Source organism: Spirochaetota bacterium, from assembly GCA_040756435.1.
Taxonomy (GTDB): Bacteria; Spirochaetota; UBA4802; order UBA4802; family UB4802; genus UBA4802.
This window is the reverse complement of sequence record JBFLZD010000051.1, coordinates 1-23953: the sequence shown is the minus strand read 5'-3', so window position 1 is coordinate 23953 and position 23953 is coordinate 1. Positions and strand designations below refer to the sequence as shown.

At 37.2% G+C, this 23953-nt stretch carries 27 protein-coding genes; 16 read left to right on the top strand and 11 right to left on the bottom strand.

The genetic code is table 11. The features are described 5' to 3' along the window. The coding region (locus AB1444_12975) for a hypothetical protein (protein ID MEW6527560.1) at positions 1-858 on the bottom strand (858 nt) is incomplete at its 3' end. 870 nt (positions 859-1728) lie between these two features. On the opposite strand from AB1444_12975, the gene AB1444_12970 reads away from it, so the two are divergent. Next, complete coding sequence (locus AB1444_12970; GenBank protein MEW6527559.1) at positions 1729-1884, top strand: hypothetical protein; 156 nt, start codon at positions 1729-1731, stop codon at positions 1882-1884. Between the two features lie 9 nt (positions 1885-1893). Beyond that, entirely contained in the window at positions 1894-2742 is an 849-nt protein-coding gene (locus tag AB1444_12965; GenBank protein MEW6527558.1) for a hypothetical protein, read from the top strand. Here the strand turns inward: AB1444_12965 and AB1444_12960 are convergent. From AB1444_12960 to AB1444_12945, 4 genes are all read right to left on the bottom strand, one after another. Next, positions 2731-3204, bottom strand: a complete 474-nt coding sequence (locus AB1444_12960) for an N-acetyltransferase (protein ID MEW6527557.1) — start codon at positions 3202-3204, stop codon at positions 2731-2733. The genes AB1444_12965 and AB1444_12960 overlap by 12 nt on opposite strands. 6 nt (positions 3205-3210) lie before the next feature. Continuing rightward, on the bottom strand, positions 3211-3762 hold the full coding sequence (locus AB1444_12955) for an SPOR domain-containing protein (GenBank protein MEW6527556.1): 552 nt from the start codon (positions 3760-3762) through the stop codon (positions 3211-3213). 82 nt (positions 3763-3844) lie between these two features. Next, a complete protein-coding gene (locus AB1444_12950; GenBank protein ID MEW6527555.1) occupies positions 3845-4573 on the bottom strand; it encodes a pseudouridine synthase in 729 nt (242 codons plus the stop codon). Continuing rightward, positions 4545-5309, bottom strand: coding sequence for an SH3 domain-containing protein (locus AB1444_12945; GenBank protein ID MEW6527554.1), 765 nt, complete (start codon positions 5307-5309; stop codon positions 4545-4547). The genes AB1444_12950 and AB1444_12945 overlap by 29 nt, the downstream gene beginning before the upstream one ends. A gap of 315 nt (positions 5310-5624) precedes the next feature. Here AB1444_12945 and AB1444_12940 point away from each other — a divergent pair, with 315 nt between their 5' ends. The 3 genes from AB1444_12940 to AB1444_12930 all read left to right on the top strand — a co-directional run bounded on the left by AB1444_12940 (position 5625) and on the right by AB1444_12930 (position 8171). After that, positions 5625-6215, top strand: coding sequence for a CDP-alcohol phosphatidyltransferase family protein (locus AB1444_12940; GenBank protein MEW6527553.1), 591 nt, complete (start codon positions 5625-5627; stop codon positions 6213-6215). Between the two features lie 17 nt (positions 6216-6232). After that, positions 6233-7432, top strand: coding sequence for an N-acetylmuramoyl-L-alanine amidase (locus AB1444_12935; protein ID MEW6527552.1), 1200 nt, complete (start codon positions 6233-6235; stop codon positions 7430-7432). A gap of 91 nt (positions 7433-7523) precedes the next feature. Further along, a complete protein-coding gene (locus tag AB1444_12930) occupies positions 7524-8171 on the top strand; it encodes a hypothetical protein (protein MEW6527551.1) in 648 nt (215 codons plus the stop codon). A 3-nt stretch (positions 8172-8174) separates the two neighbouring features. On the opposite strand, the gene dapF is transcribed toward AB1444_12930, so the two are convergent. Next, positions 8175-9008 (bottom strand): diaminopimelate epimerase, encoded by an 834-nt coding sequence (gene dapF, locus AB1444_12925; protein ID MEW6527550.1) that lies wholly within the window; start codon positions 9006-9008, stop codon positions 8175-8177. Between the two features lie 198 nt (positions 9009-9206). On the opposite strand from dapF, the gene AB1444_12920 reads away from it, so the two are divergent. Beyond that, entirely contained in the window at positions 9207-11720 is a 2514-nt protein-coding gene (locus tag AB1444_12920; protein MEW6527549.1) for a PBP1A family penicillin-binding protein, read from the top strand. 5 nt (positions 11721-11725) lie between these two features. Continuing rightward, positions 11726-12289, top strand: a complete 564-nt coding sequence (locus AB1444_12915; protein MEW6527548.1) for an isochorismatase family protein — start codon at positions 11726-11728, stop codon at positions 12287-12289. Here the strand turns inward: AB1444_12915 and AB1444_12910 are convergent, their stop codons facing one another. Further along, a complete protein-coding gene (locus tag AB1444_12910) occupies positions 12290-13033 on the bottom strand; it encodes a dihydroorotate dehydrogenase electron transfer subunit (protein ID MEW6527547.1) in 744 nt (247 codons plus the stop codon). A gap of 348 nt (positions 13034-13381) precedes the next feature. Between AB1444_12910 and AB1444_12905 the strand changes: the two genes are divergently transcribed. The 5 genes from AB1444_12905 (at position 13382) to AB1444_12885 (ending at position 17123) form a co-directional block, all read left to right on the top strand. Then, positions 13382-14002, top strand: a complete 621-nt coding sequence (locus AB1444_12905; GenBank protein ID MEW6527546.1) for a hypothetical protein — start codon at positions 13382-13384, stop codon at positions 14000-14002. A 289-nt stretch (positions 14003-14291) separates the two neighbouring features. Continuing rightward, entirely contained in the window at positions 14292-14630 is a 339-nt protein-coding gene (locus AB1444_12900) for a nucleotidyltransferase domain-containing protein (protein ID MEW6527545.1), read from the top strand. Next, positions 14606-15052, top strand: coding sequence for a hypothetical protein (locus AB1444_12895; protein MEW6527544.1), 447 nt, complete (start codon positions 14606-14608; stop codon positions 15050-15052). The genes AB1444_12900 and AB1444_12895 overlap by 25 nt, the downstream gene beginning before the upstream one ends. Positions 15053-15319: 267 nt before the next feature. After that, positions 15320-16891: an FGGY-family carbohydrate kinase gene (locus AB1444_12890; protein ID MEW6527543.1), complete on the top strand. Its 1572-nt coding sequence runs from the start codon at positions 15320-15322 to the stop codon at positions 16889-16891. Between the two features lie 28 nt (positions 16892-16919). Continuing rightward, positions 16920-17123 (top strand): hypothetical protein, encoded by a 204-nt coding sequence (locus AB1444_12885; protein MEW6527542.1) that lies wholly within the window; start codon positions 16920-16922, stop codon positions 17121-17123. On the opposite strand, the gene icd is transcribed toward AB1444_12885, so the two are convergent. Continuing rightward, entirely contained in the window at positions 17124-18335 is a 1212-nt protein-coding gene (icd, locus tag AB1444_12880; GenBank protein MEW6527541.1) for an isocitrate dehydrogenase (NADP(+)), read from the bottom strand. 493 nt (positions 18336-18828) lie between these two features. On the opposite strand from icd, the gene trxB reads away from it, so the two are divergent. Further along, the gene (gene trxB, locus AB1444_12875) at positions 18829-19746 is read left to right on the top strand and encodes a thioredoxin-disulfide reductase (GenBank protein ID MEW6527540.1); all 918 of its coding nucleotides are present in this window, start codon (positions 18829-18831) and stop codon (positions 19744-19746) included. Positions 19747-19786: 40 nt separating this feature from the next. On the opposite strand, the gene AB1444_12870 is transcribed toward trxB, so the two are convergent. The 3 genes from AB1444_12870 to AB1444_12860 all read right to left on the bottom strand — a co-directional run bounded on the left by AB1444_12870 (position 19787) and on the right by AB1444_12860 (position 21458). Continuing rightward, complete coding sequence (locus AB1444_12870) at positions 19787-20083, bottom strand: PIN domain-containing protein (GenBank protein MEW6527539.1); 297 nt, start codon at positions 20081-20083, stop codon at positions 19787-19789. Positions 20084-20185: 102 nt separating this feature from the next. Then, positions 20186-20389 (bottom strand): hypothetical protein, encoded by a 204-nt coding sequence (locus AB1444_12865; protein ID MEW6527538.1) that lies wholly within the window; start codon positions 20387-20389, stop codon positions 20186-20188. A 289-nt stretch (positions 20390-20678) separates the two neighbouring features. Then, a complete protein-coding gene (locus AB1444_12860; GenBank protein ID MEW6527537.1) occupies positions 20679-21458 on the bottom strand; it encodes an N-formylglutamate amidohydrolase in 780 nt (259 codons plus the stop codon). 175 nt (positions 21459-21633) lie between these two features. Here AB1444_12860 and AB1444_12855 point away from each other — a divergent pair, with 175 nt between their 5' ends. Genes AB1444_12855 through AB1444_12845 form a run of 3 tightly spaced genes read left to right on the top strand, consistent with a single transcriptional unit; the run spans position 21634 to position 23486 of the window. Beyond that, the gene (locus AB1444_12855) at positions 21634-22140 is read left to right on the top strand and encodes an Lrp/AsnC family transcriptional regulator (protein MEW6527536.1); all 507 of its coding nucleotides are present in this window, start codon (positions 21634-21636) and stop codon (positions 22138-22140) included. A gap of 3 nt (positions 22141-22143) precedes the next feature. Beyond that, positions 22144-22785, top strand: a complete 642-nt coding sequence (locus AB1444_12850; protein MEW6527535.1) for an endonuclease — start codon at positions 22144-22146, stop codon at positions 22783-22785. 53 nt (positions 22786-22838) lie between these two features. After that, positions 22839-23486, top strand: coding sequence for a hypothetical protein (locus tag AB1444_12845; GenBank protein ID MEW6527534.1), 648 nt, complete (start codon positions 22839-22841; stop codon positions 23484-23486). Positions 23487-23953 lie beyond the last annotated feature (467 nt).

Genomic DNA, 23953 nt, shown 5'->3' with positions numbered 1-23953 from the left:
ATCTAATTCAAAATTAAAAGCATAACCAAGACCAAAACCCTTACCATAATATTCGCTATACCAGAGTCCAAGATAGTATCCATATTCAAATTCAAATCTATAGGTATAGTAGTCGTTATTTTTTATTGATTCGCTAAAATTGTAATGTATGCTATTGTATGTATTTTCAATATCAAACTTTAAAACCATAAATAATTTTATATCAGAACTTTCACTCATATTCCAGGGATCTAATTTATTTATTTCAAACCGTAAACCTGTTTGTCGAAATTTATAATAATCATTAATATCATTAAATGTATAATATGGATAGATTTTATACTCGTCAGATAATTTAAAGCCAGGTTCAATTGAATAAAAATTAACATTTTGAGGTTTATCATCACTCAAAAATTTAGTAGTCAAATCAATTAATTCACCAGAATAATAATAACTTAGTACTGGGACAATATTAATATTTTCTGTTTTGTTTAATTTATCTTTATCATATACAATGTTTAACCCATAAATAATTTTACCAAAATCAAAATTACCTATATACGTTAAAGGGTAGGCAAAGGTATCACTTTCAGGTGATTTATTGTGAATATAAATGATACCTGTAAAAATACCATCCATATATTTAAAATCCAGTCCATTAACTCCTACTAAAGTGTATAGATTATAATCGTTAGAATTAAAGTTGAACTGACTTATACTGTAACCATTTTTTTTAAGATCTAAAAATGTTGAAAGCTGATTAATAAAAAGATTACGCATTTTGTCATAGCTTAATGACTTTTCTTCTGCAATTGAATAGGTAGTAAATAAAAATATTACAATATGAGCACACAAAAACTTTATGTATAGGGTTTTCATAATGGCAAATCCTCCTTAAAATTTAATAGTGGGTGGATTTTATTTAAATTTAACCTTATTTGTAATATAATATTATTTAATATTGTAGTCATATAATATACAAACAGTCAACAATTTTTGTAAGTATCTAAAAAATTTTTTACTACAAAGAAAATGTTAAAATATTGTATAGTATGTTACATCACACAAGAAATGATGTGTACATCTATATAGTAAGATTCCTAAGGTTATTGAATTGATTGCAATTTTTACAGAAAATAAAAATGATAGTATGTAGGTAACATAAAATAGCCTTAAAAGACACTGGTAGCTCCAAATTGCTGGTTTGAGCAGTAACAGAAGACATGACGTATTCAGAAGTGATAGGATAGCAAGAAACGCAGTTATCAAAACGAACAGGGAAAGAAGCAGTCTTTACATTCCACTGGGTATTTAGCATCTTGCTCTATTATTTTATATTCAATTCCAACTTCTACGCGATAGTCAGAATCATTTGAAATAGTAAATCGTAATCGGTTGTGGCCTGGGCAATAGTTACAATTAACAATATCAGCGTTAGTAACATAAACTTTATTACACGCATCATCTGATGCACACAATTGATTATTAGCTTCATTGGAACTAAAAGACAAACTTAAGTGAATTAATAATATAACGTATAAATTGTCAAAGAAAATAATTGAGTAATCATGCGAGAATTTCTATGGTAAATGAAGCTATAAGTAATATGATGTTTTATAACTATGCTTGACAGTAATAAAAGACGCTAATAAAATATAAATAATTATTGATTTATTACTCAAGGTAAGGATCTACAGAAAAGAACTACTATAAATCGCCTGATAGCATTTTGTGAAGACTATAATATAAATGTTACAAAATTTGATGATGAAGGATATTATTTTTAAACAAATATATCCTGCCGATACAGGATTATTGCCATTAAGTGAACCTGTTAAGCAAAATGCTAAGTGGGCAACAAATATTGTGTTACGAATTGTAGAAGAAAATGAAAAAAAATATTGAATGAGCATAATGAAAACTTTTGTTCCAATCATATTCCTTGTTTGTGTACATATATCGACATACGCCCAGATGCCCAACTGGGCTATGATGATAGATAAAGAAGGTAATAAATACTATTTTGATAGAAACGGAAAAATTTATACTGACGATACCATAACAACCTTAAAGCCTGTTTCACGTGATGGTCTTGAATATTATACTGCAAAAGTAAAATCTTTGTGGAAAGCAGGGAAGCGCACGCAGTCACTGGTTATTGCAAAATCAATTTTATCGCTGAAAGAATCATCCATGAATGTAATAAAGGCCAAAAAAGACATAAATGCATTTATGCGTGATATGCAGATGAAGCAAGGCAAGCGTTTTGTTGACATTAGCAGAGATGCATGGTTATATTTAACAAAGGAAGACACTACAATGTATGTATTCAATGACAAGGTTCCTTATATAGTAACATTGCAGGGAAATGCGGAGATTATCGCTGCAAAATCGGTTGATTCACTGCAGTATGCTTCCACCGTGATGCGGGCAGGTCTGCGATTTTCTGATGTCAGTGGATATGATGCAATCATGACTATAGTAGCTGAAAGCTTTGCTGGTACTATTGAATCAATACGTGTGTTGGAGCAGCACTGGCGTACTGTTGCATTTGACACGTTTGATCGTGAATTGCTGAAATATAGTGACAGTATGGCATTATATACATTTGTTACGCGGGATACTGTTGAACTTAAAGGTATGGAACTATTGCTTGCAAAAGAAAATAGAGGATATTGTGTAAGGATTTTTACCACTAAAGAGCGATATGATTTATACAAAGATATAATGCTTTCGATTATAAATAGCTTTTCAACTCCTTGATCGGAGCGAATACACCATTGCTGTTTCAGTACAATTATCCCTATGCTGACAATACTGACAGTCTTTCCATATCTTATCAGGGAGTGTTTCTTTGGCAACTGCCATAAATCCTGCTTTTTTAAAAAAAGAAGGATTATAGGTAAGGCAAAAAATTTTTGCATCCTTGTGGTGTTGTAATATATCTTCTATTGCATGTGCTACAAGCTGTTTCCCTATACCTTTGTGATGATATTTGCTGTTAACTGCAAGTGACCTGATTTCAAAAAGTTTATTGTTATATTTATATTGGGAAACAACACCAATAATTTTTTTTTGGGCGATAGCAACTGTAAAAGAATCGCTGGTTTTTTCAATTTCCTCTTTGCTTCGTGGAAGCAGTATGCCCTCTTTTACATATGGGGAAAGTAAGGCAAGAATATGTTCTGCATCATCACTGGTAGCTTTTTGGATAGTTATCTTCATTATGAATCAACGTTTTAGAATAATAGCATTTCTGAAGTTGCCATTTTTGGATTGTTCCATAATTATTTTCAATGATTTTTTTGCATCCTGCAGTGAGGTGTAGGGGCCTGCATATACGTTATACTGATCTTTGTTTTTAGCGATGATAATACGCTGCCCCGTTTTACTTACTATGCCAGCTAATGTGGTAGCTTCATCCCTTGTAAAAGCATTGCCAATTTTGATGGCATACGGGTATTCTGATTTTGGGAATTGTGGCTGTTGTTTTGGTTCAACCAGTGTTTTTGCCTTCTGGGCAGCATTGTTTAATGCTACTTTTGTATGAGGGTCTATAATTGGTTTATTCTGGCCTCCCGCAAATTTAATGCCAACAACAAGACCAGCAGTAAATGACATTATTATTAAAGCAATAATAATTGAAAGCATCCGATGTGCTCTTTTTTGTGAAAAAGACCTGGTTGTGGCGTAGTTTTGCGGTATTGTATATTCGCGGTAATCCTGTGCATTGTAATCAGTATAGGGATTTCTATTATTTGAGTGGAAATCAAAATTCTGCATACAGTATCAGACCTTTTATAATAAAATTTTATAATGTGTAGTACTATGAATATCGTCACGAATGGAATGGTGAATTAAGGAATTAATTAACAGTGGATTTTAATTTTTCTATTTCCTGTTTTGAAAGAACCCTATATTTACCCGTAGGTAGGTTTCCTAATGTAACGGGCCCGTACTGGATACGGATAAGACTGGTAACCTCATAGCCAAGCATTGAAAACATCATGCGCACCTGCCTTTTTTTCCCTTCAGTTATAGTTATGGTAACTATCGTCCATTCATCATTTACAGGAACAATTGTTGCGGGAAGTGTTTGTGAACCGTATAGTTCAATACCATGTTCTATCGCCATTTTATGATCATCACGCAATGGGCGATCAAGTGTAACCTGATATGTTTTTGGCACCTTGAACCGTGGGTGGGTTAATTTGTATGCTAAATCCCCATCATTGGTAAAAAGCAATAGTCCCTCAGTATCCTTATCAAGCCTTCCTACGGGAAATGTCCCTTCTTCCCTGAACTGTTGGGGTATCAGTTGCAACACAGTGGGGCGATTTCGTTCATCTTTTGTGGTGGTCACATATCCCCTTGGTTTGTTCAGGATAAGATAGTGGTAGGATTGAACAGGCAATAAAACCTGGCCCCTGTACATAACCGTATCATTATTAATATCCACCTGATAGGAAAGGTCGGTAGTAAGTATGCCATTAATATAAATGTGGCCCTTTCTTATAATTTCTTCGGTTTTCCTGCGGGAGCCCAATCCGCATAAAGAAAGATATTTATTGATTCGTATTTTGGTTCTGGTCATCCGATAGTGTACCTTCCTGTGTGTCCGGAACAGTTGATTCAGGAGCTATGTTGGGCATGGAATCTTTAAATTCTGCAATTTTTTTAAATTCAATCTTTGCATCCTGCAGGCTTTCAACTAATTGATATGAATTTCCTCTTTTAATGAAGTACAAATTTTTTCCAAAACTGGTGCCATCCAGAAACATAACTTCACTTGTTCTGAAATTAAGGGAATAGCTTCCCTCTATGCCTTTAGTCCCTTTTCGATATGACTTATATGATCCATCAGGGTACAGTTCAAGAGCATGTTCGGTAAAATCACCACTTTTGTTCACACTCCACCATTTGCCTGCAATATCCTTTCGCACTGTATCGGCTTCTTTTTTCCATAAGCTGTTTACATAGCGTTCTGTTGCGGCATCAGATGCATTTATCTGTAAGGCTAATGATGATCCAAAAATCCACCCCTTTACTGTATTGGGCAGCATTACCTTGTACCAGTAATCTATTTGCCCGCCCACCCACTGCTTTTCTTTGGATATATCGATTATAGTAACTATGGTACCTTTATTTACCGTGGTAACCCTTGATGAAAATATATGTGGGTCAATACGAACGGATGTAGCATCATTTATCACGACAGCTTTTGTGGTTGAAGAAGCTGCATGGATGTCATTATGTGATTTACTGCATTGAGTAACAGTAAGGATTGCAATTATGATAAGTATGATACAATAGATATATTTTGATTTCATTGCTTTACCCTTGCGTATATTCTATTTAACAGTAACTATCGCCCAATAAAATGAGGGAACTTCTAAAAACTGTTCTTTCGGATGTTCCCTTGTGGGCACAATGTATAGGATAAAACTGCTTTCTATTATAAGAATAATTTTTGGAAGAAAGCAGTTTTTTTGACGTGCCCATAATTGATGTAATGATATATCCAGAATGCATGGTATTTAGTCAATAAAGTTTTCATGGGGAAGCTTTTTAAAGAATTTAGCTTGACGCTACAGCGTTAGGGGTTGATTATATTAAGGAATACAGTGCAATGATGGTTAACGATAATGAGAATTAAGGATTTGCTTGAAGGGCGTGTTGCAACGTGGTCCAATTTGCTCTCAGTATTACGAATACTTATGGCGCCTGCCATTGCTGTTGCGTTATACTACGAAAGGATTACAGGTGATATATGGTACTGTAAGTTTGCAGTGGCAGTGTATCTTGTTGTTGCAGTTTCGGATTTTATTGATGGTATTCTGGCACGCTTACTTCATCAGGTATCACGGTTAGGGCAGTTTTTAGACCCTATAGCAGATAAATGTGTCATACTCATTGTGGCTGTTACCCTCTATTATTTCAGGCAATTCCCGTTGTGGATGATTGTCCTCATTATCATCCGTGATATGTTACATATCATTGCGGGATTTTATCTTTTTTATGCTCATGACATTCAGGTGCGGCCAAGTATTGCAGGAAAATGTATGGTTGTTATCATGGGCCTTTGCGGATTAATTTTCATTGTTAATCCTGCATATACGTTTGCTGGCTACACATTACAGCAAATATCATTACTATTAGTTGTGGTATTCATGGTAGTTTCATCAATAAGTAACTGGCGTATCTATTCCAAATTTTACTTTACAGGCAAGCGATAGTACCTTACAAAAAATCAATGCTAAAATCCCATGACATTGTTAAACACATCACCCACTGTGGTATTCTTTTTTTAAATATAGTCTTTATACTTGTTTATTCTAACATTTATTCCCAGGACAGTATCACACTGGGGGTAAAGGTTGTTTCCGGCAATGCTTATATATCTGAATACGATATACGAACGATGTTGCCGGTACAATCATCTTTTGACATACTGCTACAGCGCGGCAAGGTAATGCGTGGTCCACGATTTGCAATCTACACGGTTGGCATGTCGGTTGCTCTGTCCGGTGACATGCTGCTTCGCAGTGACTATCCTGTTACGCGTGTGCAGGGTGAGGTACTTATCCCATTAGATATTGCCCTGCCAATGATAGCAAACTTGTTAGAAGAGTATAACGTTGCCTTGAAAGGTAACAATGTCATTGTAACAAAGGAAGTAGTGGCGCCACAGGAAAAACAAAAAGAAAAAAAGCCATTGCCACACGTGTCAAAAGATACTATTGGGTTTATTGTGGTGGATGCAGGACATGGTGGCAAAGACCCGGGTGCTATTGGTAAAAGCGGTATAAAAGAAAAGCTTCTGACATTACAGATTGCACGAGAGGTTGCATTAGAGCTACAGAAAAAATTGCCAGGCATTGATGTGGTAATGACCCGAACAACCGACAAATTTTTAGATTTAGGTGAACGTACTGAGATAGCAAACAGGTTGCTTAAAAAAGGCGTTAATGGAATATTTGTAAGCATTCATTGCAATGCAGCTGTAGTGAGTAAAATTTCAGGTTTTGAAACGTATTACCTGTCGCAAAATCCTTCAAATGAAGAAGCCCGTACCACCGCGGTACTGGAAAATAATGTTATTGTATTTGAATCGCCCGAAAAGCGCAAGCGCTACAGCGATGTTGATATTATTGAAGCGCTAATGCTGACCACGCAGATTCAAAAAGAAAGTTCTATGCTTGCATCCGCAATTCAAAAAGGTCTTGACAGAAATATCAGCGAATTTAAATCAAAAGGTGTCAAAAAGGCTGATTTTTTTGTATTGCGTGGCTGCCTGATGCCGTCAGCCCTTGTTGAGGTTGGCTATATTACCAATACAAAAGAAAAAAGTTTTTTGATAAATAAAAATTATCAAAAAAAGCTTGCACGTGGTATAACTGAGGGCATTATGAGTTTTATTGATGCATATAATAAAACAGTATTGAATAATTAATGTATGCGATAGTTACCAGAGCTATTGCTCAACACTACTGTCCATGGTAGAGAACAAATTTTCATATAACACCGTGAAGGAATGATACTGTATGAACCATAAACTTTCTTTTGACAAAATGAAAACCATATATAAAAAGTATAAAGAAAAAACCAGGCAATTCTATAATACTATACTAGAAAAATGCAGGCAGTACTATGCTGTCTTTATTGAACTAGTAGCAAATCCGCCAGCAGATACAAAAAAGCGCTATCGCATGCTACTGTTAGCAGTCAGTGTTGTGTGCGTTATTGATTATGTTGCCATATCAATTCTTACGGACAAAAATATTTTTGATATTTATCCATCATTGCCCGCACTGGATACCCGCGAAACAATAGATATCTTTGTTGCCGATTTAGATGCAAAATCAGTCCTGAAGGAAACACGGGAAGTATCGCTGCCTGCAGATAATGAAAGCAGGGTGCGGCGGCTTGTTAAACTTGTTGCAGAAGGATCAGAGTTTGAAAACACCCGTGCTATAGCACCCATTGATATCATTGTGCGCCATGTATGGTTTTATGATACCACATGCATCATAGACTGTGAGCTTGGTACAATAGAAGGGCAAGTGCCGTATATTCCTGATTCATTCAAAGCATTCAATAAGGCATTAGAACAAACAATAAACCGCAATATACCTGGCATTACTAAAGTTGTGCTTTTAGAGCACGGTATATACGGCAAGAATCTGTGGTAGGTATTATTCCGGCCACACGCCTTCAAATACCTCTTCAGCAGGGCCAGTTAAATACACATGGTTATCCTTTCCATTCCACTCTATTGTCAGGTTGCCACCTAAAAGGCGTACTTTAAGTTTACGCGCAGTCCTTTTAGTAAGTACTCCTGCCACTGTCACTGCTGATGCTCCGGTTCCACAGGCAAGTGTTTCTCCACTGCCACGCTCCCAGGTGCGCTGAATCACTTCTTTTTCATTAACTATCTCTACAAATTCAACGTTGGTACGCTTAGGAAAGAGTTCATGGTTTTCTATCATTGGGCCATATTTTTCCACGGGGAAATTTTTTACATCCTCAACGTAAATTACGGCATGAGGGTTGCCCATTGAAACAGCAGTTATTGGAAACTTAACACCGTCAACGTGTATTTCTTCTTCAATAACCATACCAGGGTTGCCTATCATAGGGATTTTATCACGAAGTAAAATTGGTTCCCCCATGTCAACGGTTACCATATGCACCTTGCCATTTTTTACTGTGCATTGTAAATATTTAATACCAGCTAATGTTTCAACCGAAATATTTGTTTTCTTTGTTAATTTGTGGTCATAGACATATTTGGCAAACGCGCGTATTCCGTTACCGCACATCTCTGCTTCGCTGCCGTCGGCGTTAAACATGCGCATCCTGAAATCAGCCTTGTTTGAGGGTAGAATCAAAATAAGCCCATCAGAACCAACACCAAAATGGCGGTTACTCATTGCAATGGCTAATTTTTTTGGATTTTTTACCGGAAATTTTATTGCATTTATGTAAATATAATCATTACCAATGCCATGAAGCTTTGTAAATGGTATCATAGGTCCCTCGTTAACTTTTTATAGTAAACTATTGCCTGAACATGTATACGAAATGCTGTTATGTGTCAAGAAAATGTTTAAGGTGTGCGATAGTAACCGGAAAATAAAAAAAATTGTTGCAATAATGTGTTGACTTGAATGGTAAGGTTTAACTTTGTTTATACCATAACTATTAGACAGTACTATGTATAAATCATGCGACGATATCAGGTTAACAGAAAATTTAGTAAAAAATCGTATATAGGTGCGGGTGACTTTTTTACACGCATAATTAATTTTTTTGAGGATATGCTGTATGCGCTGGAATTGCGTTTTGGTAACATACGGCCTATCATCATTGGCATTATAGCTGGTGCTATCATAGCATTTATCGTTATTCTGGTTATAGATTTTTATAAAGTACGGGCGCTTGCCCATTACACACCGTATCAAACTACAAAGATTTATGACAAAAATAATGTACTGGTTGCTGAATTTTTCAGGGAAAAACGTGAAGTAGTGCCTCTTAAAAAAATCCCTCCGTATGTTATGCAAGCATTCATTGCCATGGAAGACAATGAATTTTATGAACATTTTGGGATAAATCCTAAAGGTATTGTCAGGGCTTTTTTTGTAAACCTTGTTTCGGGGCGTGTTAAACAGGGTGGCAGTACCATAACACAGCAGCTTGCAAAAATTTTACTTACTTCAGGTGAACGTTCACTATACCGCAAGGTAAAGGAAGCGTTTATTTCGCTCATGATTGAGTTGTTTTACACCAAAGATGAAATCATGGAAATGTACTTAAATCAGATTTTTTTGGGTCATGGGACGTACGGCGTTGAGTCAGCAGCAAAATTTTATTTTGGGAAACACGTGTGGGAGTTGAACTTGGCTGAATGCAGCCTGCTTGCAACGCTGCCATCGGCTCCCAATGTACTATCGCCCCTAAAAAATCCGCGTCTTTCAATGGAGCGCCACAGGGTGGCCCTTGCCAAGATGGTAGATATGGGCTTTATAACCGTACCGCAAGCTGAAAAAGCATATCTTGATTTTTGGCCTGATTATTTGGCTTACATTAATGATTTGCCACCAACCATGACAACCTGGTCTTCACGTGTGAACAAAGCGCCATGGTTTACCGAACATATACGCCGTACGCTGGTTGCAAAGTTTGGGGAAAAGGCGGTTTATGAAGATGGGCTTACTGTATATACAACCTTAGATGTTGATAAGCAGCAGTGTGCGCAAAAGCTTTTGAAAGATGCCGTGGAAAAGCAAACGGTTATTTCGCGCAGTTTGACGTTTGATAATGATGAGTATGTGTCAAATCGCTTTGCCGATGAAGTAAATTTATTGAATATGTTATTTGGCTTGCCAGCAATAAAAAGCAGTGGATCAGCTGAAAAGCGCAAATTTAACCGGTATATGAAAGATGGCCTTTTATGGGAGCTTCAGGCACTCAATCTTCTTGTGGGGCTTGATAGCGTTGAGGATACACTGCAACAGTATTTTGAAGGTAGCTGGGACCAGAAAGAATTTATGAATGTGGAAGGATGCCTCATTTCAATTAATCCCACCAATGGCTACATTGAGGCAATGGTTGGAGGAAGCGATTTTACCAGCACCAATCAACTTAACCGCGTCATGCAGTCAAAACGGCAGGCGGGATCTGCAATAAAGCCGCTTTTATATACAGCTGCTATAGATTCAAAAAAATTCACTGCTGCTACTACCATTATGGATTCGCCCATTCTGTATTTAGACTTGGAAGGTGGTGACTGGATACCGGAAAACTACGAAGGCGAGTATTATGGGCTGGTAACCTTGCGAAGAGCACTTGCGTTATCTATTAATGTGGTGTCAGTGCGTATTGCCGATGGATTGGGTATTGATACGGTACTTGGTTACTTTGCAAAGCTATTAAAAATATCACGCAATGAGTTGAAAGACAGAGTGCCGCGCAACTTTTCTATAGCATTAGGTTCTTTTGAAGTAAGTCCCTTTGAGCTGTCACGTGCGTATGCCATCATTGCCAACAATGGTAAAAACGTTATTCCATATTCAATACGCTATGTGCAGGATAAAACAGGCACTATCATCTATAACCCGGAAGAAGAGATCAAGGCAGAGCTTGCCGAGCAGGAAAAAGATGGCACCATACAGATAGTGCCACTGGAAGCAGCACGTATAGTCATAAGCCTTATGCAATCGGTTATCTCGTCAGGAACGGGGCGTGGTGCTGCAATTGGAAGACCTGTTGCAGGGAAAACCGGTACCACCAGTAACTATCGCGATGCGTGGTTTGTTGGATTTACCCCGCAGCTTGTTACCGGTATATGGATGGGTTATGATGGCAAGGGGTTGTCGCTTGGTCCGGGACAATCAGGTGGTGCGGTGGTAGCGCCGGTATGGGGGCAGTATATGAGCTGTGCCTTGCAGAAGGAGCCAGTACTTGATTTTGGGGTATATGGAAATATAACCACTGTAAAGGTGTGTGCAGAATCAGGGCTTTTGCCATCATATTATTGCAAAAAAGTTATTGATGAGCTTTTTATCCCTGGCACTGAGCCTACGGAGGAATGCACAAAATGTGAAAGTGGCAGCACACTCCCAACAACAAAAATACCGCACATTAATGTGTCCGAAAAACAGAAGGAGCAGATATTAAAGAAGATGAAAAAAAAGGATGATAATATCCTTGATTCTATAGATAATATGATACGGTGATACTTATGGATATTTCAAAATTTTATATTACACCTGACAACACTGCACTGTTTATCATTGATGTGCAGGATAGTTTGTTTAACTCAATGGAATATGAGATGCGAAAAAAAGTAGCAAAGAATGTGGGCATTCTCATTGAACTGGCCAAGCAGTATAGCCTTCCCATAATCCTTACCGAACAATACCGCAAAGGACTGGGACCTACAATCAAGGAGTTGATGGACAGGCTTGAAGGAGTGGTTGCCTTTGATAAATTAGCTTTTGATTGCATGAAAGATGATACTATACGTGAGCAGGTTACCCGGATAAAACGCACCAATATCATTTTGTGTGGCATTGAAACACATATCTGTGTGCTTACTACAGCACTGTCACTGCTTAAAGAAAATTACAATGTCATTATCGCATCAGATGCGGTGTGTTCCCGGCGCACCCATGAGTGGGAAATGGCAATACAAGCGCTCAGGCAGGCAGGAGCAATTTGTTATCCCACTGAGACAATTTCGTTTATGATTCTGGAAAAAGCAGGGACAGAACGTTTCAAGCAACTATCGCCCCTGTTTAAATAATTACGGTGCATCCCATAGCACAGTGTGCGCATCAAAAACCGGGCCATCAATGCAGGCACGCTTATATCCTTCTTTAGTTGCCACAGCGCATCCAGAGCAAAGTCCAACGCCGCAGCCAAAGTATCGTTCAAGGGACGCTTCAATGGGTATGTGCGACAGTTCCTGGGATAGGCGCTTCATCATAATTTCTGGACCACAGGTGTAGATAATATCAAAGTCATGTTTTGCCACAATGTCTTTTGCTATATCAACGGGATTGCCTTTAATTCCACTGCTTCCATCATCCGTTGTTACAATACATGTGTGCGATAGTTTCCGGTAACTATCTAACAAAAAAATGTGAGAAGCCGAACGTGAACCATAGATATAGGTAACCTGAGTATGGGCCTTCTTCAACAATTTTGCTAAATAATACAATGGTGCATTCCCCACGCCGCCGCCAATAAGGAGTGCCTTTTTGCCAGTAACTACTGAAAACCCTTTCCCAAATGGTCCAATACAATCGATGGGGCCAGGATGCATAGTAACTATCTTCTCTGTGCCTTTTCCCACAACCCGGATGACAATGCGCATGGTAGTTCCGTCATGGTCAAAGATGGAAAATGGCCTGCGTATGAGCGGATCAGTGGTTGTGTTTACCTTGATGTTTACAAATTGCCCTGGAGTGCTCTGAGTGCAATCAGTGTGCAGTGTGAGTAAATAATGGTTATGCGCAACAGGTTTTGTTTCAATAAGTGTAAACATAATACCCCATAAATTTTTACAATGAACAGTATAGCACAGTACAGAGTACAGTCAACTACTTGATAGCGCCTATCTTTCATTGTGCTTAAGTTTGCTTGGCTACCTCAGATATCCTTTTTTCAACCGTTAAAATAATATCTTTTCTCGTCTTGGTATTTTCTTGACAAAACAGCCAGGTATTTCTAATAATTTTGCTAGTAGTTTTAATCTCGTCTTACTTTTTATGAGTTTTTTCCTTATGAAAAGACATCGTAAAATTTGTAATGGGATTGGCTACTATTTTTTTACATAGTATACAATTTTCACAAAAATAAGGAATAAGCCAAAAATATTAACAGGGGGAATTTCATGTTTGGAATTTATTATTTGATAATTCTTATTCCACTTGTTTTTTTCATTTGGAAGATAACGGAAAGATGGTCACGATTTTCATTTTGGGGACCATCAATAGCAATTTATAAACTATCAATAGATGAAAATTCTAATAAATTTGTAATTTATGCTAGAAGAACAGGGATAATAAGCTGGTTGTTAAAAAAACTTAATATTGAAAATGATTTTCAATTTTATGCCGTTTCTGAAGGATTTTATTATTTTGTCAAAACACCTATTTCTGTTATGCGGGAATTTATACCCTATTCTCAAATTGCTGAAACAGCATATGGTTATTCAAGAAATATTAATATTTTACGGATGATCTTAATTGCAATACTACTTTTTTTTGTTTCAATATCAGAATGTGGATTTTCATTTAGAACATGGATAATACTCATCTTTGTAGTAGTTGCAATTGTATTGTATATTTTTTCAAAGAGAATTGTACTCCTTGTCGAAAGTACTGGATCAAATATTATAGGGGCAAGATTTTCTGAAGGTGTTTTAGAAAATGTAAAAATTGAATTATCAGATATTAAAAAAATTGCTACAATACTCAATAAAAACATTGTTAAAGTTCAATTAAGAAAATGAATAAATGTACCCGTCAAATTAACCCCATCTTTACAGGTGAATAGAACTATGCATATATTCTGTATGTAGAGTAAAGTAAAAAAGTACATACGGGGGAAACAAGTATGGGGAAAACATCTACACAACACCACACCAAGCGGACGTACTGGGAAAAGCACGTAACACAGTACAATACCATAAAAAAATTGTCTTGCAATGTTATTTAGTTACTACTACCCTGTGGTTAATTTGACGGTTAGTGTATTTTAAAACAATTTAGTATAACAAGATACAAATGGATTATATATAAATGATAAAAAGCAAAAAATTAACACCATACGAAGAACAATTAATTTCACGCTTTATAGATTATATAACAGGTTATAATGAGGTAACAGGTGTTGTTTTGTATGGTTCACGAAGCAAAGGACTTAGCAATGAATACAGTGATGTAGATGTTGCAGTTATTGTAGAGCAACTATCAGATTTTAAAAGGCTTGAGAAATTAATTGAGCAATGGATTATTGATAATTCACCGGAAATACTAGTTCATTTTCTTGTTGTTGATACCAACAGTTTGGATACATCTGCAATTGGCAAAGAAATTAAAAAGGGTTATACACTATGGTTGAGACAACACAGGGATTAGATGACATTTACAACCTTATAGAAAGTAAGCTCTTAAGTTTCATTGCAAATTACAAAGCCAACAATTACCGGGAATGTGTTACAGCTTTATTTTATGTTGCTGGAGGGCTTGCCAGGTATATACTGGCAACACGGGGGTATTTCCCAATTTCACATGAAGGAATACAGGTATTGCTTGCTCAGCATTTTATTAAATCAGGTACAGTGAAAAAGAATATATATAATTATCTGACTAACCTTTATATGCGAAGGAAGGATGCTGATTACAAAGGTTTTATTGCATTTGATAATGATGATATACAGACCTACTGGCAGTGGATTGTAGAGATAGTTGATGAATTACAAAACTTTTTTGATGAAATTCATAAGCAAAAAACAGATGAACTTATAGCAGAAGGGAAGAATTTGTTGCTCAATAGATAAGGGAACTTTTAAAAACTATTTTTTAGGGATATTTCCTTGTGGGCACAATATATTTGGATAAAACTGCTTTTTTTATTGCAAAAGCTCAGTAATGAAGAAAGCGGTTTTTTTAAGGTACGCATAATTTTTAGTATACATTGTTATAATTTTTATGTTGATAAAAAATCACTATATGTCATACAACGATACTATTAATATTTAATGCATACGCTCTATATAAGCGATAGGGTTGCATATAAAAAATTATTTGAATAACAGGTGAGCGCTATGGCTAAAAATTCAGAACTTATTTTGTCTATTGATGCTGGAACACAGTCCATACGGGCAATAGTCTTTAATTTACAGGGGAATGTTGTTGATATAGTAAAAACTCCCATAGAGCCATATTTTAGTAATTACCCCGGCTGGGCCGAGCAGGACCCTGAATATTACTGGAAAACGCTATGCACAACTACCAAAAAGCTATTAGCTAAAGGGAAAGTAAAAAAGGATAATATCCGTGGTGTTACGCTTACCACTCAACGCGATACGGTGATTAATGTGGATAAAAATGGCAAGCCACTGAGGCCTGCTATTGTATGGCTTGATCAGCGCAGGGCTGACAAGTCAATTGTTACGTTGCCATGGTATATCAAAGCAGGATTAAAACTTGTAAACATGCTTGATGCTGTAGAATATTTTATTACGGAGGCTGAAGCAAACTGGATACGTCAGTACCAGCCAGAAATATGGGAAAAGACACATAAGTTTTTATTTCTTTCCGGGTTTTTTACATACAGATTAACCGGTGATTTTGTTGATTCAACAGGCTGCCAGGTAGGGTTTATTCCGTTTGATTACAAGACTCAGGATTGGGCACCTGCTTCAGATCTAAAGTGGAAGCTTTTCCCCATGAGCAGGGATACTCTGGTGCGGCTGGTAAAACCCACTGAAGTTTTAGGTTATATAACCAAAAAAGCTTGTAATGAAACAGGGATACCACAGGGTTTGCCACTTATTGCAGGTGCAGCTGATAAAGCATGCGAGGTATTAGGTTCGGGTTGCTTAACGCCAAACATTGCCTGTTTAAGCTATGGTACCACTGCCACGGTGGAAACAACCAATACGAACTATGTGGAAATAATCCCCTTCTTCCCGCCATATCCAAGCGCGGTGCCCGGGGCCTATAATACAGAGGTAATGGTGTACAGGGGCTTCTGGATGTTAAGCTGGTTTGTAAAGGAGTTTGGAGCGCGCGAAGAACTGCAGGCTAAAAAGATGGGTTTAAAACCTGAAGCGCTTTTTGACAGACTGGTTAAGGAAGTGCCACCAGGCTCAATGGGGCTTACACTACAGCCATACTGGTCACCCGGGGTTAAGATTCCCGGTCCTGAAGCTAAAGGTGCAATCATTGGATTTGGTGATGTTCACACCCGTGTACACATTTACCGTGCAATACTTGAAGGGTTAGCATACGCACTGCGTGAGGGTGCAGAACGTACACAGAAGCGAAATAAGGTGCCTATTGAAAAACTGCGGGTATCCGGAGGTGGTGCCCAGAGTGATGTGGCAATGCAGCTTACTGCTGATATTTTTAACCTTCCAGCCGAGCGCCCCCATACGTTTGAAACATCAGCGCTTGGTGCTGCTATAGATGCCGCAGTGGGTTTGAAGCTGTATCCTGATTTTAAAACCGCTGTGAGTGCTATGACACGGGTTGGTAAGGTGTTCTACCCCAATCCAAAGGATGTAGCTATCTATGATAAGCTATATAAAAAAGTTTATAAAAGGTTGTACGACAGATTACAACCGTTATATCAGGATATACGTGATATAACAGGCTATCCGGAAAAGCGATAGCACAACTATGATTTGCTTGGGTAAATAAATGGAAATTGTGTCGGGTATACTGTGTGAGGTTTGCCACACAAAAGAAGCAGTGGTGCGCTGTGATGGGTGTGGCAAAGCACTATGCAAAGATTGCCGTGTTTTTGATATATGGTGCTATGGATGCGGGCATGGCAATACCAAAGCCTTCTGCAAAAAGTGTAACGATGATCCCGTTATTAATATCTGGAAAACACCGGTGTAATTACATGTTATCGGCAACTGCCTGACCAAACTCAGAACATTTAAGAAGGGTAGCGCCTTCCATCTGCCGTTCTAAGTCATAGGTCACGCGCTTTTGCTGAATGGTTTTTTCCAATCCTTTTATGATTAAATCCGCAGCTTCCTTCCAGCCCATAAAGCGAAGCATCATTTCGCCAGATAAGATAAGCGAGCCTGGATTAACTTTGTCCTGATTGGCGTACTTAGGTGCAGTACCGTGTGTTGCTTCAAATACTGCTGCATCATCGCCAATGTTTGCACCTGGTGCCATGCCAAGACCACCAACCTGCGCAGCCAGCGCATCAGAAATATAGTCGCCATTTAAATTTGGTGTCACAATCACATCAAACTCATCAGGTCTCAGTAGCACCATCTGAAAAAGGGCGTCTGCAATGCGGTCTTTAATAACAATTTTACCTGCAGGTACCTTGCCGTTATAGGTAGACCACAGCTCATCTTCGGTGATGATGTAGTTTGCAAATTCTTCTTTTGCTGTTTGGTATGCCCAGTCGCGGAATGCACCTTCGGTAAATTTCATTATGTTGCCTTTATGCATTATTGTGACGCTTGAGCGCTGGTTGTCAATAGCATAGCGCAGTGCTGCCCGCACGATATTTCTTGTATTTTCTATGCTTATAGGTTTTACCCCAATGCCAGTATCATAGCTTAATGACTGGCCCATTTCGTTGTTTAAAAAATCAATGATCTTTTTTGCTTCAGGAGTGCCCTGCTTCCATTCAATGCCTGCATACACATCTTCCATGTTTTCTCTGAATATAACCATATCAACTTTTTCAGGATTTTTCAGCGGGCTTGGTACGCCAGCCAGATGGCGCACCGGCCTCACACATGCATACAGTTTAAGCACCTGACGCAATGTAACATTAATACTTCGTATGCCACCACCAACCGGTGTGGTAAGTGGGCCTTTAATGGCAACTTTATATTTTTTAATTTTTTCCAGTGTTTCATCGGGAAGCCAGCTTCCAGTCATATTGAATGCCTTTTCACCAGCAAGAATTTCCTGCCATTGTATGGTGCGTTTGCCACCATAGGCTTTTTTAACTGCTGCATCCAGTACAATCTTTGTTGCTCGCCAGATATCGGGTCCTGTTCCATCGCCTTCTATAAAAAGTACTACCGGGTTGTCGGGGACTTTGATGCTGCCTTTTCCGTATTTGATTATTTCTTCCATAGCCTCACTCTTTAGTATTGGATTTTTATCGGTAACTATCGCCCACATATTTTAATAGGCGATAGTTCCAGACAATATGCTAACGGGTAATAATGATATTAATGATGTGAATAGTTTTTCTGATCAAAATAAATATCAAAAAATATAGCACACTATAAAGTATTTGACATTAGTTTTTGTAAACATGTAACATGTCAAAAGAAAAAATTTGATTTATTAAAGATAGTATTTTAGAAAAATCTAAAATACCGTGGTTTAATACTACTATAAGCGATAGTAACTATAAAATATATTTAAGCACATCAATCCATTTTTATGGATAATTTTGTCGTTGGTAGTGTTGCAATTGATAGCAGTGGCTCTATAGTATTCATAAAAGTTTTTAAAATGGTATATGCTAAAGTAGTTTTTTTTAATAACAGAGTGAGTTTGCTCCATTTTATTGAGTTGTTATAAAAATCAAATCTAAAATTTTTAGAGGAGGACTTATTACATGAAAGAACTTATCATTATTGGTGCCGGGCCTGCTGGTATGGCTGCATCTATCTATGCGGTGCGTGCAGGTCTTGATACGCTGGTACTGGAAAAAATATCACCTGGCGGACAGGTAATGCTGACCTATGAAATTGAAAATTATCCGGGCTTTGTTGAACCTGTTGAAGGCTGGCAGCTGGCAAGCAACATGGAACAGCAGGCACGAAGGTTAGGAGTAACCATAGAAAGCAAAGATGTGGAACAGGTGCGGAAAGTTAATGATGTATTTGAAATAAAAACAACAGATGGTGGTATCCTTGAGGCGCGTGCTGTAATTGCAGCAACTGGTGCATCACTCAAACGCTTGGGTGTTCCAGGTGAATCGGAGTTTACCGGCAGAGGTGTTTCCTATTGTGCCACCTGTGATGCAGCTTTTTTTAAGGATATGGTGACAGCCGTTGTTGGAGGTGGCAATACCGCGCTTGAGGAGGCACTGTATTTAACACGCTTTGCATCAAAGGTGTACCTTATTCACCGGCGTGATGAATTCAGGGGGCAAAAAATATTGCAGGATAGAGTGTGCTCAAATCCAAAGATTGAACTGGTTTTAGATACTGTCGTGACACAGGTTATTGGCGATGAAAAAGTAAAAACAATAAGCCTTTTGAATAAAAAAACAAACGCACAACACCAATTAGCTGTTGATGGGCTTTTTATATTTATTGGTTTCAATCCCAACACTGCATACCTGCCCAAGGAAGTTTTAAATGAAGCCGGGCAGGTTAAGGTTGATATGCATATGCACACTCCCATAAAGGGGCTTTTTGCTGCAGGTGACTTAAGGGAAGGCTCATACCGGCAGGTGCTTATGGCAGCAGCTGATGGTGCCACCGCATCAATCAGCGCGTATGAGTATATAACGAACAAAGAGTGGTGATGAGGTTATACAGGTCCTTTTTAGTTTTGTTAATGTTTCTCTATTCCCAATCTTCAATACGTAAGTTTTTAATGCGTTGGAATTCTTTGATATTATGTGTTACAAGTGTAAAGTTATTTGCAAGAGCTATAGCAGCAATTTGCATATCATATGGACCAATGGGAGTGCCCTGTTTCTCTAATTCAGCTCGTATAATACCATAGCATTCAGCTGCTGATGAATCATAGCTGATTTCAGGAAAACATGCAAGGAATTCTTTTAAGATTGCTAAAGTTTTTTCAGGATTATTGCTTTTCCTTGCACCATATTCAAGTTCACCTCTTACAACAGAACATATAAATTAAAGAAGATATGTTAGCAGTTTCTATTTTTTCTTTGAGTGCAATACTTCTCCCTGTTATAAATTTTATACAGACGTTAGTGTCTAGAAGATAATTCATTAGAAGCAATCTCTTGTTTGAAGTTTGCCCTGTGGTGCGCGTTCAGGAAAATCTGGAATTGCCCCAAAAAATTTGCTTATGTCAGTAACGTTATTTTCATCCTCTAAAGGCAAAAAAATTACCTCGATGTTTTTCCTTTGAAATTCTTTAGGTACAGGTATGCTACTGGGGGCATTTTTATATATTGATTTTACTGCATTCATGTTAATTTCCCTCTTTGAATTATTAGTTTTTTAAAATGATTATATTAATCAAGAATTTCTAGCTTGAAAAAAGTTTAGTAATAAATACTGCCAAATATTTCAGTATATATACTATAATAAATATATAGTATTCATTCCAAATATAAAAAAAATATATTATAATTTCAAGCAATATATTTTATGCATTGCAAACGAAAGCTAAATGTAATTTGTTAATTTTTTTCTAAAGCAAGAGGGAAATATTAATAGTACAAATACTGTATTAAGAATCTATTTTTCCAGCTTATTTTTACATAAAACGTGTAAACGTATCAAAACATTCATAGAGTCTTTGCTGTATGCTCTGGATACGATCAGGGTCAATGGTGAGGGTTTGCGGGTCAAAATATTTTTCGTTTACAAACAATGCTTTTGACAGTGAAATCCGAATGATTGGCAATAAATGTTTTGCGTATTTGTACATGATGTAACGCTTTGAAGGCCTGGCAATACTAAAGGGTGTGGTAACAGTATATTTTTCACTGGCAAAAGCCTTCTGTAAAATTCCCAATAACTTTATTGTGAGTGTTTCATCACAGGTTGTAATATCACTTCCATTGCTGGTGATATGCTCAAGCGTAATAATGGGGCGGGGGCTTCCGGCATCAGTAGCAATCGGTGGTGCAACAGGTGCAACCGTGTGACATACAACAATAAAACGGCTTGTTCCCAGTGCCTGTTCAATTTTGGTATGGAAGGGGAACCAGTATCGTTTAATCATGCCAGCAATTGCAATCTCGTCAGGGAATATCCCCGCTGGAAAAATTTGTTTTTTCTGTGAGGTAGCTGTCTTGATAACACCATTATGTGATTTTGGCGGGAGCATATAAGGATCACGGTCAACATCAATAAACAGCCGGTGAACAGGAGTGCTTATCACAGTGCCTAATTCTTTCAGTTTAAAGCATTCAGTTGCCCCTGTATCAGCTTCAAAAAATAATTCTAACTGGCTAAGTATACATAACTCAGCCAGTTCATCAGGTACTTTGTAACCACCATGAGGTATGATAAAAAGATATGGTTTTTTCATGCTGATGTAACTATAAAATTTGGTATTTACTATTAATTAATGAAATAGTATCTGTCATAGTAACAAATCGATGTATTGTACTGCCACACATAACAAATTATGCAAGTAATTTATATTGACTAAAAATATACAATGTGGTTGAGTTGAGAGGAAAATTTTTTTGGAGGAATAAACAATGAAACCATATTCAATTGATAAATTAGGTGAAGACATTCTGGAAATTTTATCCAATGATGCAAAAGCAACGCCAGAAGATATAGCAAAGCAACTTAATGTAAGTGTTGACAGGGTACAAAAATATATAAAGAAACTGGAAAAAGACCGTATCATCCTGCGATATAAAACACATATTAACTGGCAACGTATAAAACAGCATGAAGTGCGGGCGCTCATAGAAGTAAAGGTTACACCACAACGCGGTGTTGGGTTTGACTCAGTTGCTGAGATTATCTACCGTTTTCCTGAGGTTACTTCCGTGTATCTTCTGTCCGGCGGTTATGATTTGCTTGTGCTGGTTGAAGGGCCATCTCTGCGTGAAGTTGCATCTTTTGTTGCTGAAAAGCTAGCAACAATTGACCACGTGCAGTCAACTGTAACGCATTTTATGCTGAAAAAGTATAAGGAAGATGGTGACATCCTTGTTGATCAGCATGAGGGCAAACGCTTGCCGGTAAGTTTTTAATGCATGCACATCGTAAACAAAATTTATCAACAGTTACTATCGCACTATGGGCCGCAGCACTGGTGGCCGGGTGAAACTCAATTTGAAGTAACTATCGGTGCAATACTGGCACAAAATGTTTCATGGACCAATGCTGCAAAAGCAATTGGAAATCTTAAAAAACATAATCTTTTGAACCCACAAAAGCTTTTCAAAAAAAAGGTGGAGGCGATAGCTCCTTTAATAAAATCTTCAGGCTATTATAACCAGAAAGCAGGTGCCATTGCATCATTTTTACGCTGGTTTGCACACTACAATTTTAACTTTGAAATGCTGCAAACGCTTCCCACCGAAACGTTGCGTACACAGTTGCTATCGCTACACCGTATTGGACCTGAGACTGCTGATTCAATATTGTTGTATGCACTGGATAGAAAAATATTTGTGGTGGATGCCTACACAAAGCGCATATTCACGCGTGTTGGTCTTTTAGCAGGTACTGAAGATTATACCGCAGTGCAACAATTCTTTCATCAACACTTTGAAGGCACAGTATACGACTATAATGAATATCATGCCTTAATAGTAAAACATGGCAAAGATGTGTGTACTAAAAAACCACACTGTGATGAGTGTTGTATTGCCAAGTTGTGTAGAAAAGTGTAATATGTGAGCATCAAGAACGTGTAGAGAAAATAATAGTAGCTTCGGAGGTCACTATGAATCACGATTCTATAACTATTATTGGTGGAGCAAGAATTGGTTGTATAAATGTTACTTTTCCGTTTGCTAAATTGACAATTAGTAAAGACATGTTAAATCTAAAAGTAATGCTACTTGGGAATTATTCATTTAAAAGAGGTGATATTATTTCTGTTGAGAGATACGGGTTAATACCATTTTTTTCATGGGGGATAAGAATTAATCATACACGCAACAATTATCCCCAAAAAATGATTTTTTGGACTTTTGGGAAAAATCCAGTAAAATTAATTGAGAAAATTTGTACAATGGGTTTTATTGATTCTGATGTAAAAAACTCTGTTAATGATAAAATCAAAATAGATGGAATTCCAGTTAAGATAATTCCTCTTGCCATTATTATCATTGTATGGAACATATTGCTTCTACTTGATTTTGTATATATTTTTGATAAACAAAAAACAGGACCAGGAATATTTTCCTTTTTGGCGCTAATATGCATTTTCATAATAGCTACATCTTTGAAGTGTACAAATTCAGTAAAAAAAATTATTTTAAAGAGTAATAGACATTATAGTGAAATACAGCATATAAATAATTTATTAATTTTAGTTTCGGGTTTTATGATGGTATTGTATATATTAAAATATATATTAAAATTTTAGGAATAATTACATAAATTAACACAAAGGCAGACCCGCCATAGCCGTTGCTATCCTGGTCTAATTTTTGGGATGAATTGCTTAGCATTATGCATATCATAACTATATGCAGTATGGTTTTAGAGATGTGAAAGGTTATCACTGCATGCAAGAATAAGGTCAGATTATTGCCTCAGGCTGGATAAGGGAAAACTCCACCTCTCTTACCTTAAATTTTGGAATGAGCTATACATTAAAAAAATGAGTGAATAATTATTGAAAAATAGCAGCAATAATTCCTTAAAAAATTTCATAATGAATATAGTGTACATGGGGGTGTCCCAAAAGACACCTCTTTTTTTTAAAAAAATTAATTTACAAGCAATTAATGCGACATAAAATTGTCGCATGAAAAAACAACGAAAACCAACAATACCAGTATTTAAGGAATACCATCAGGACCAGGGGTGGCTTTTTCCACCGAATCTCAA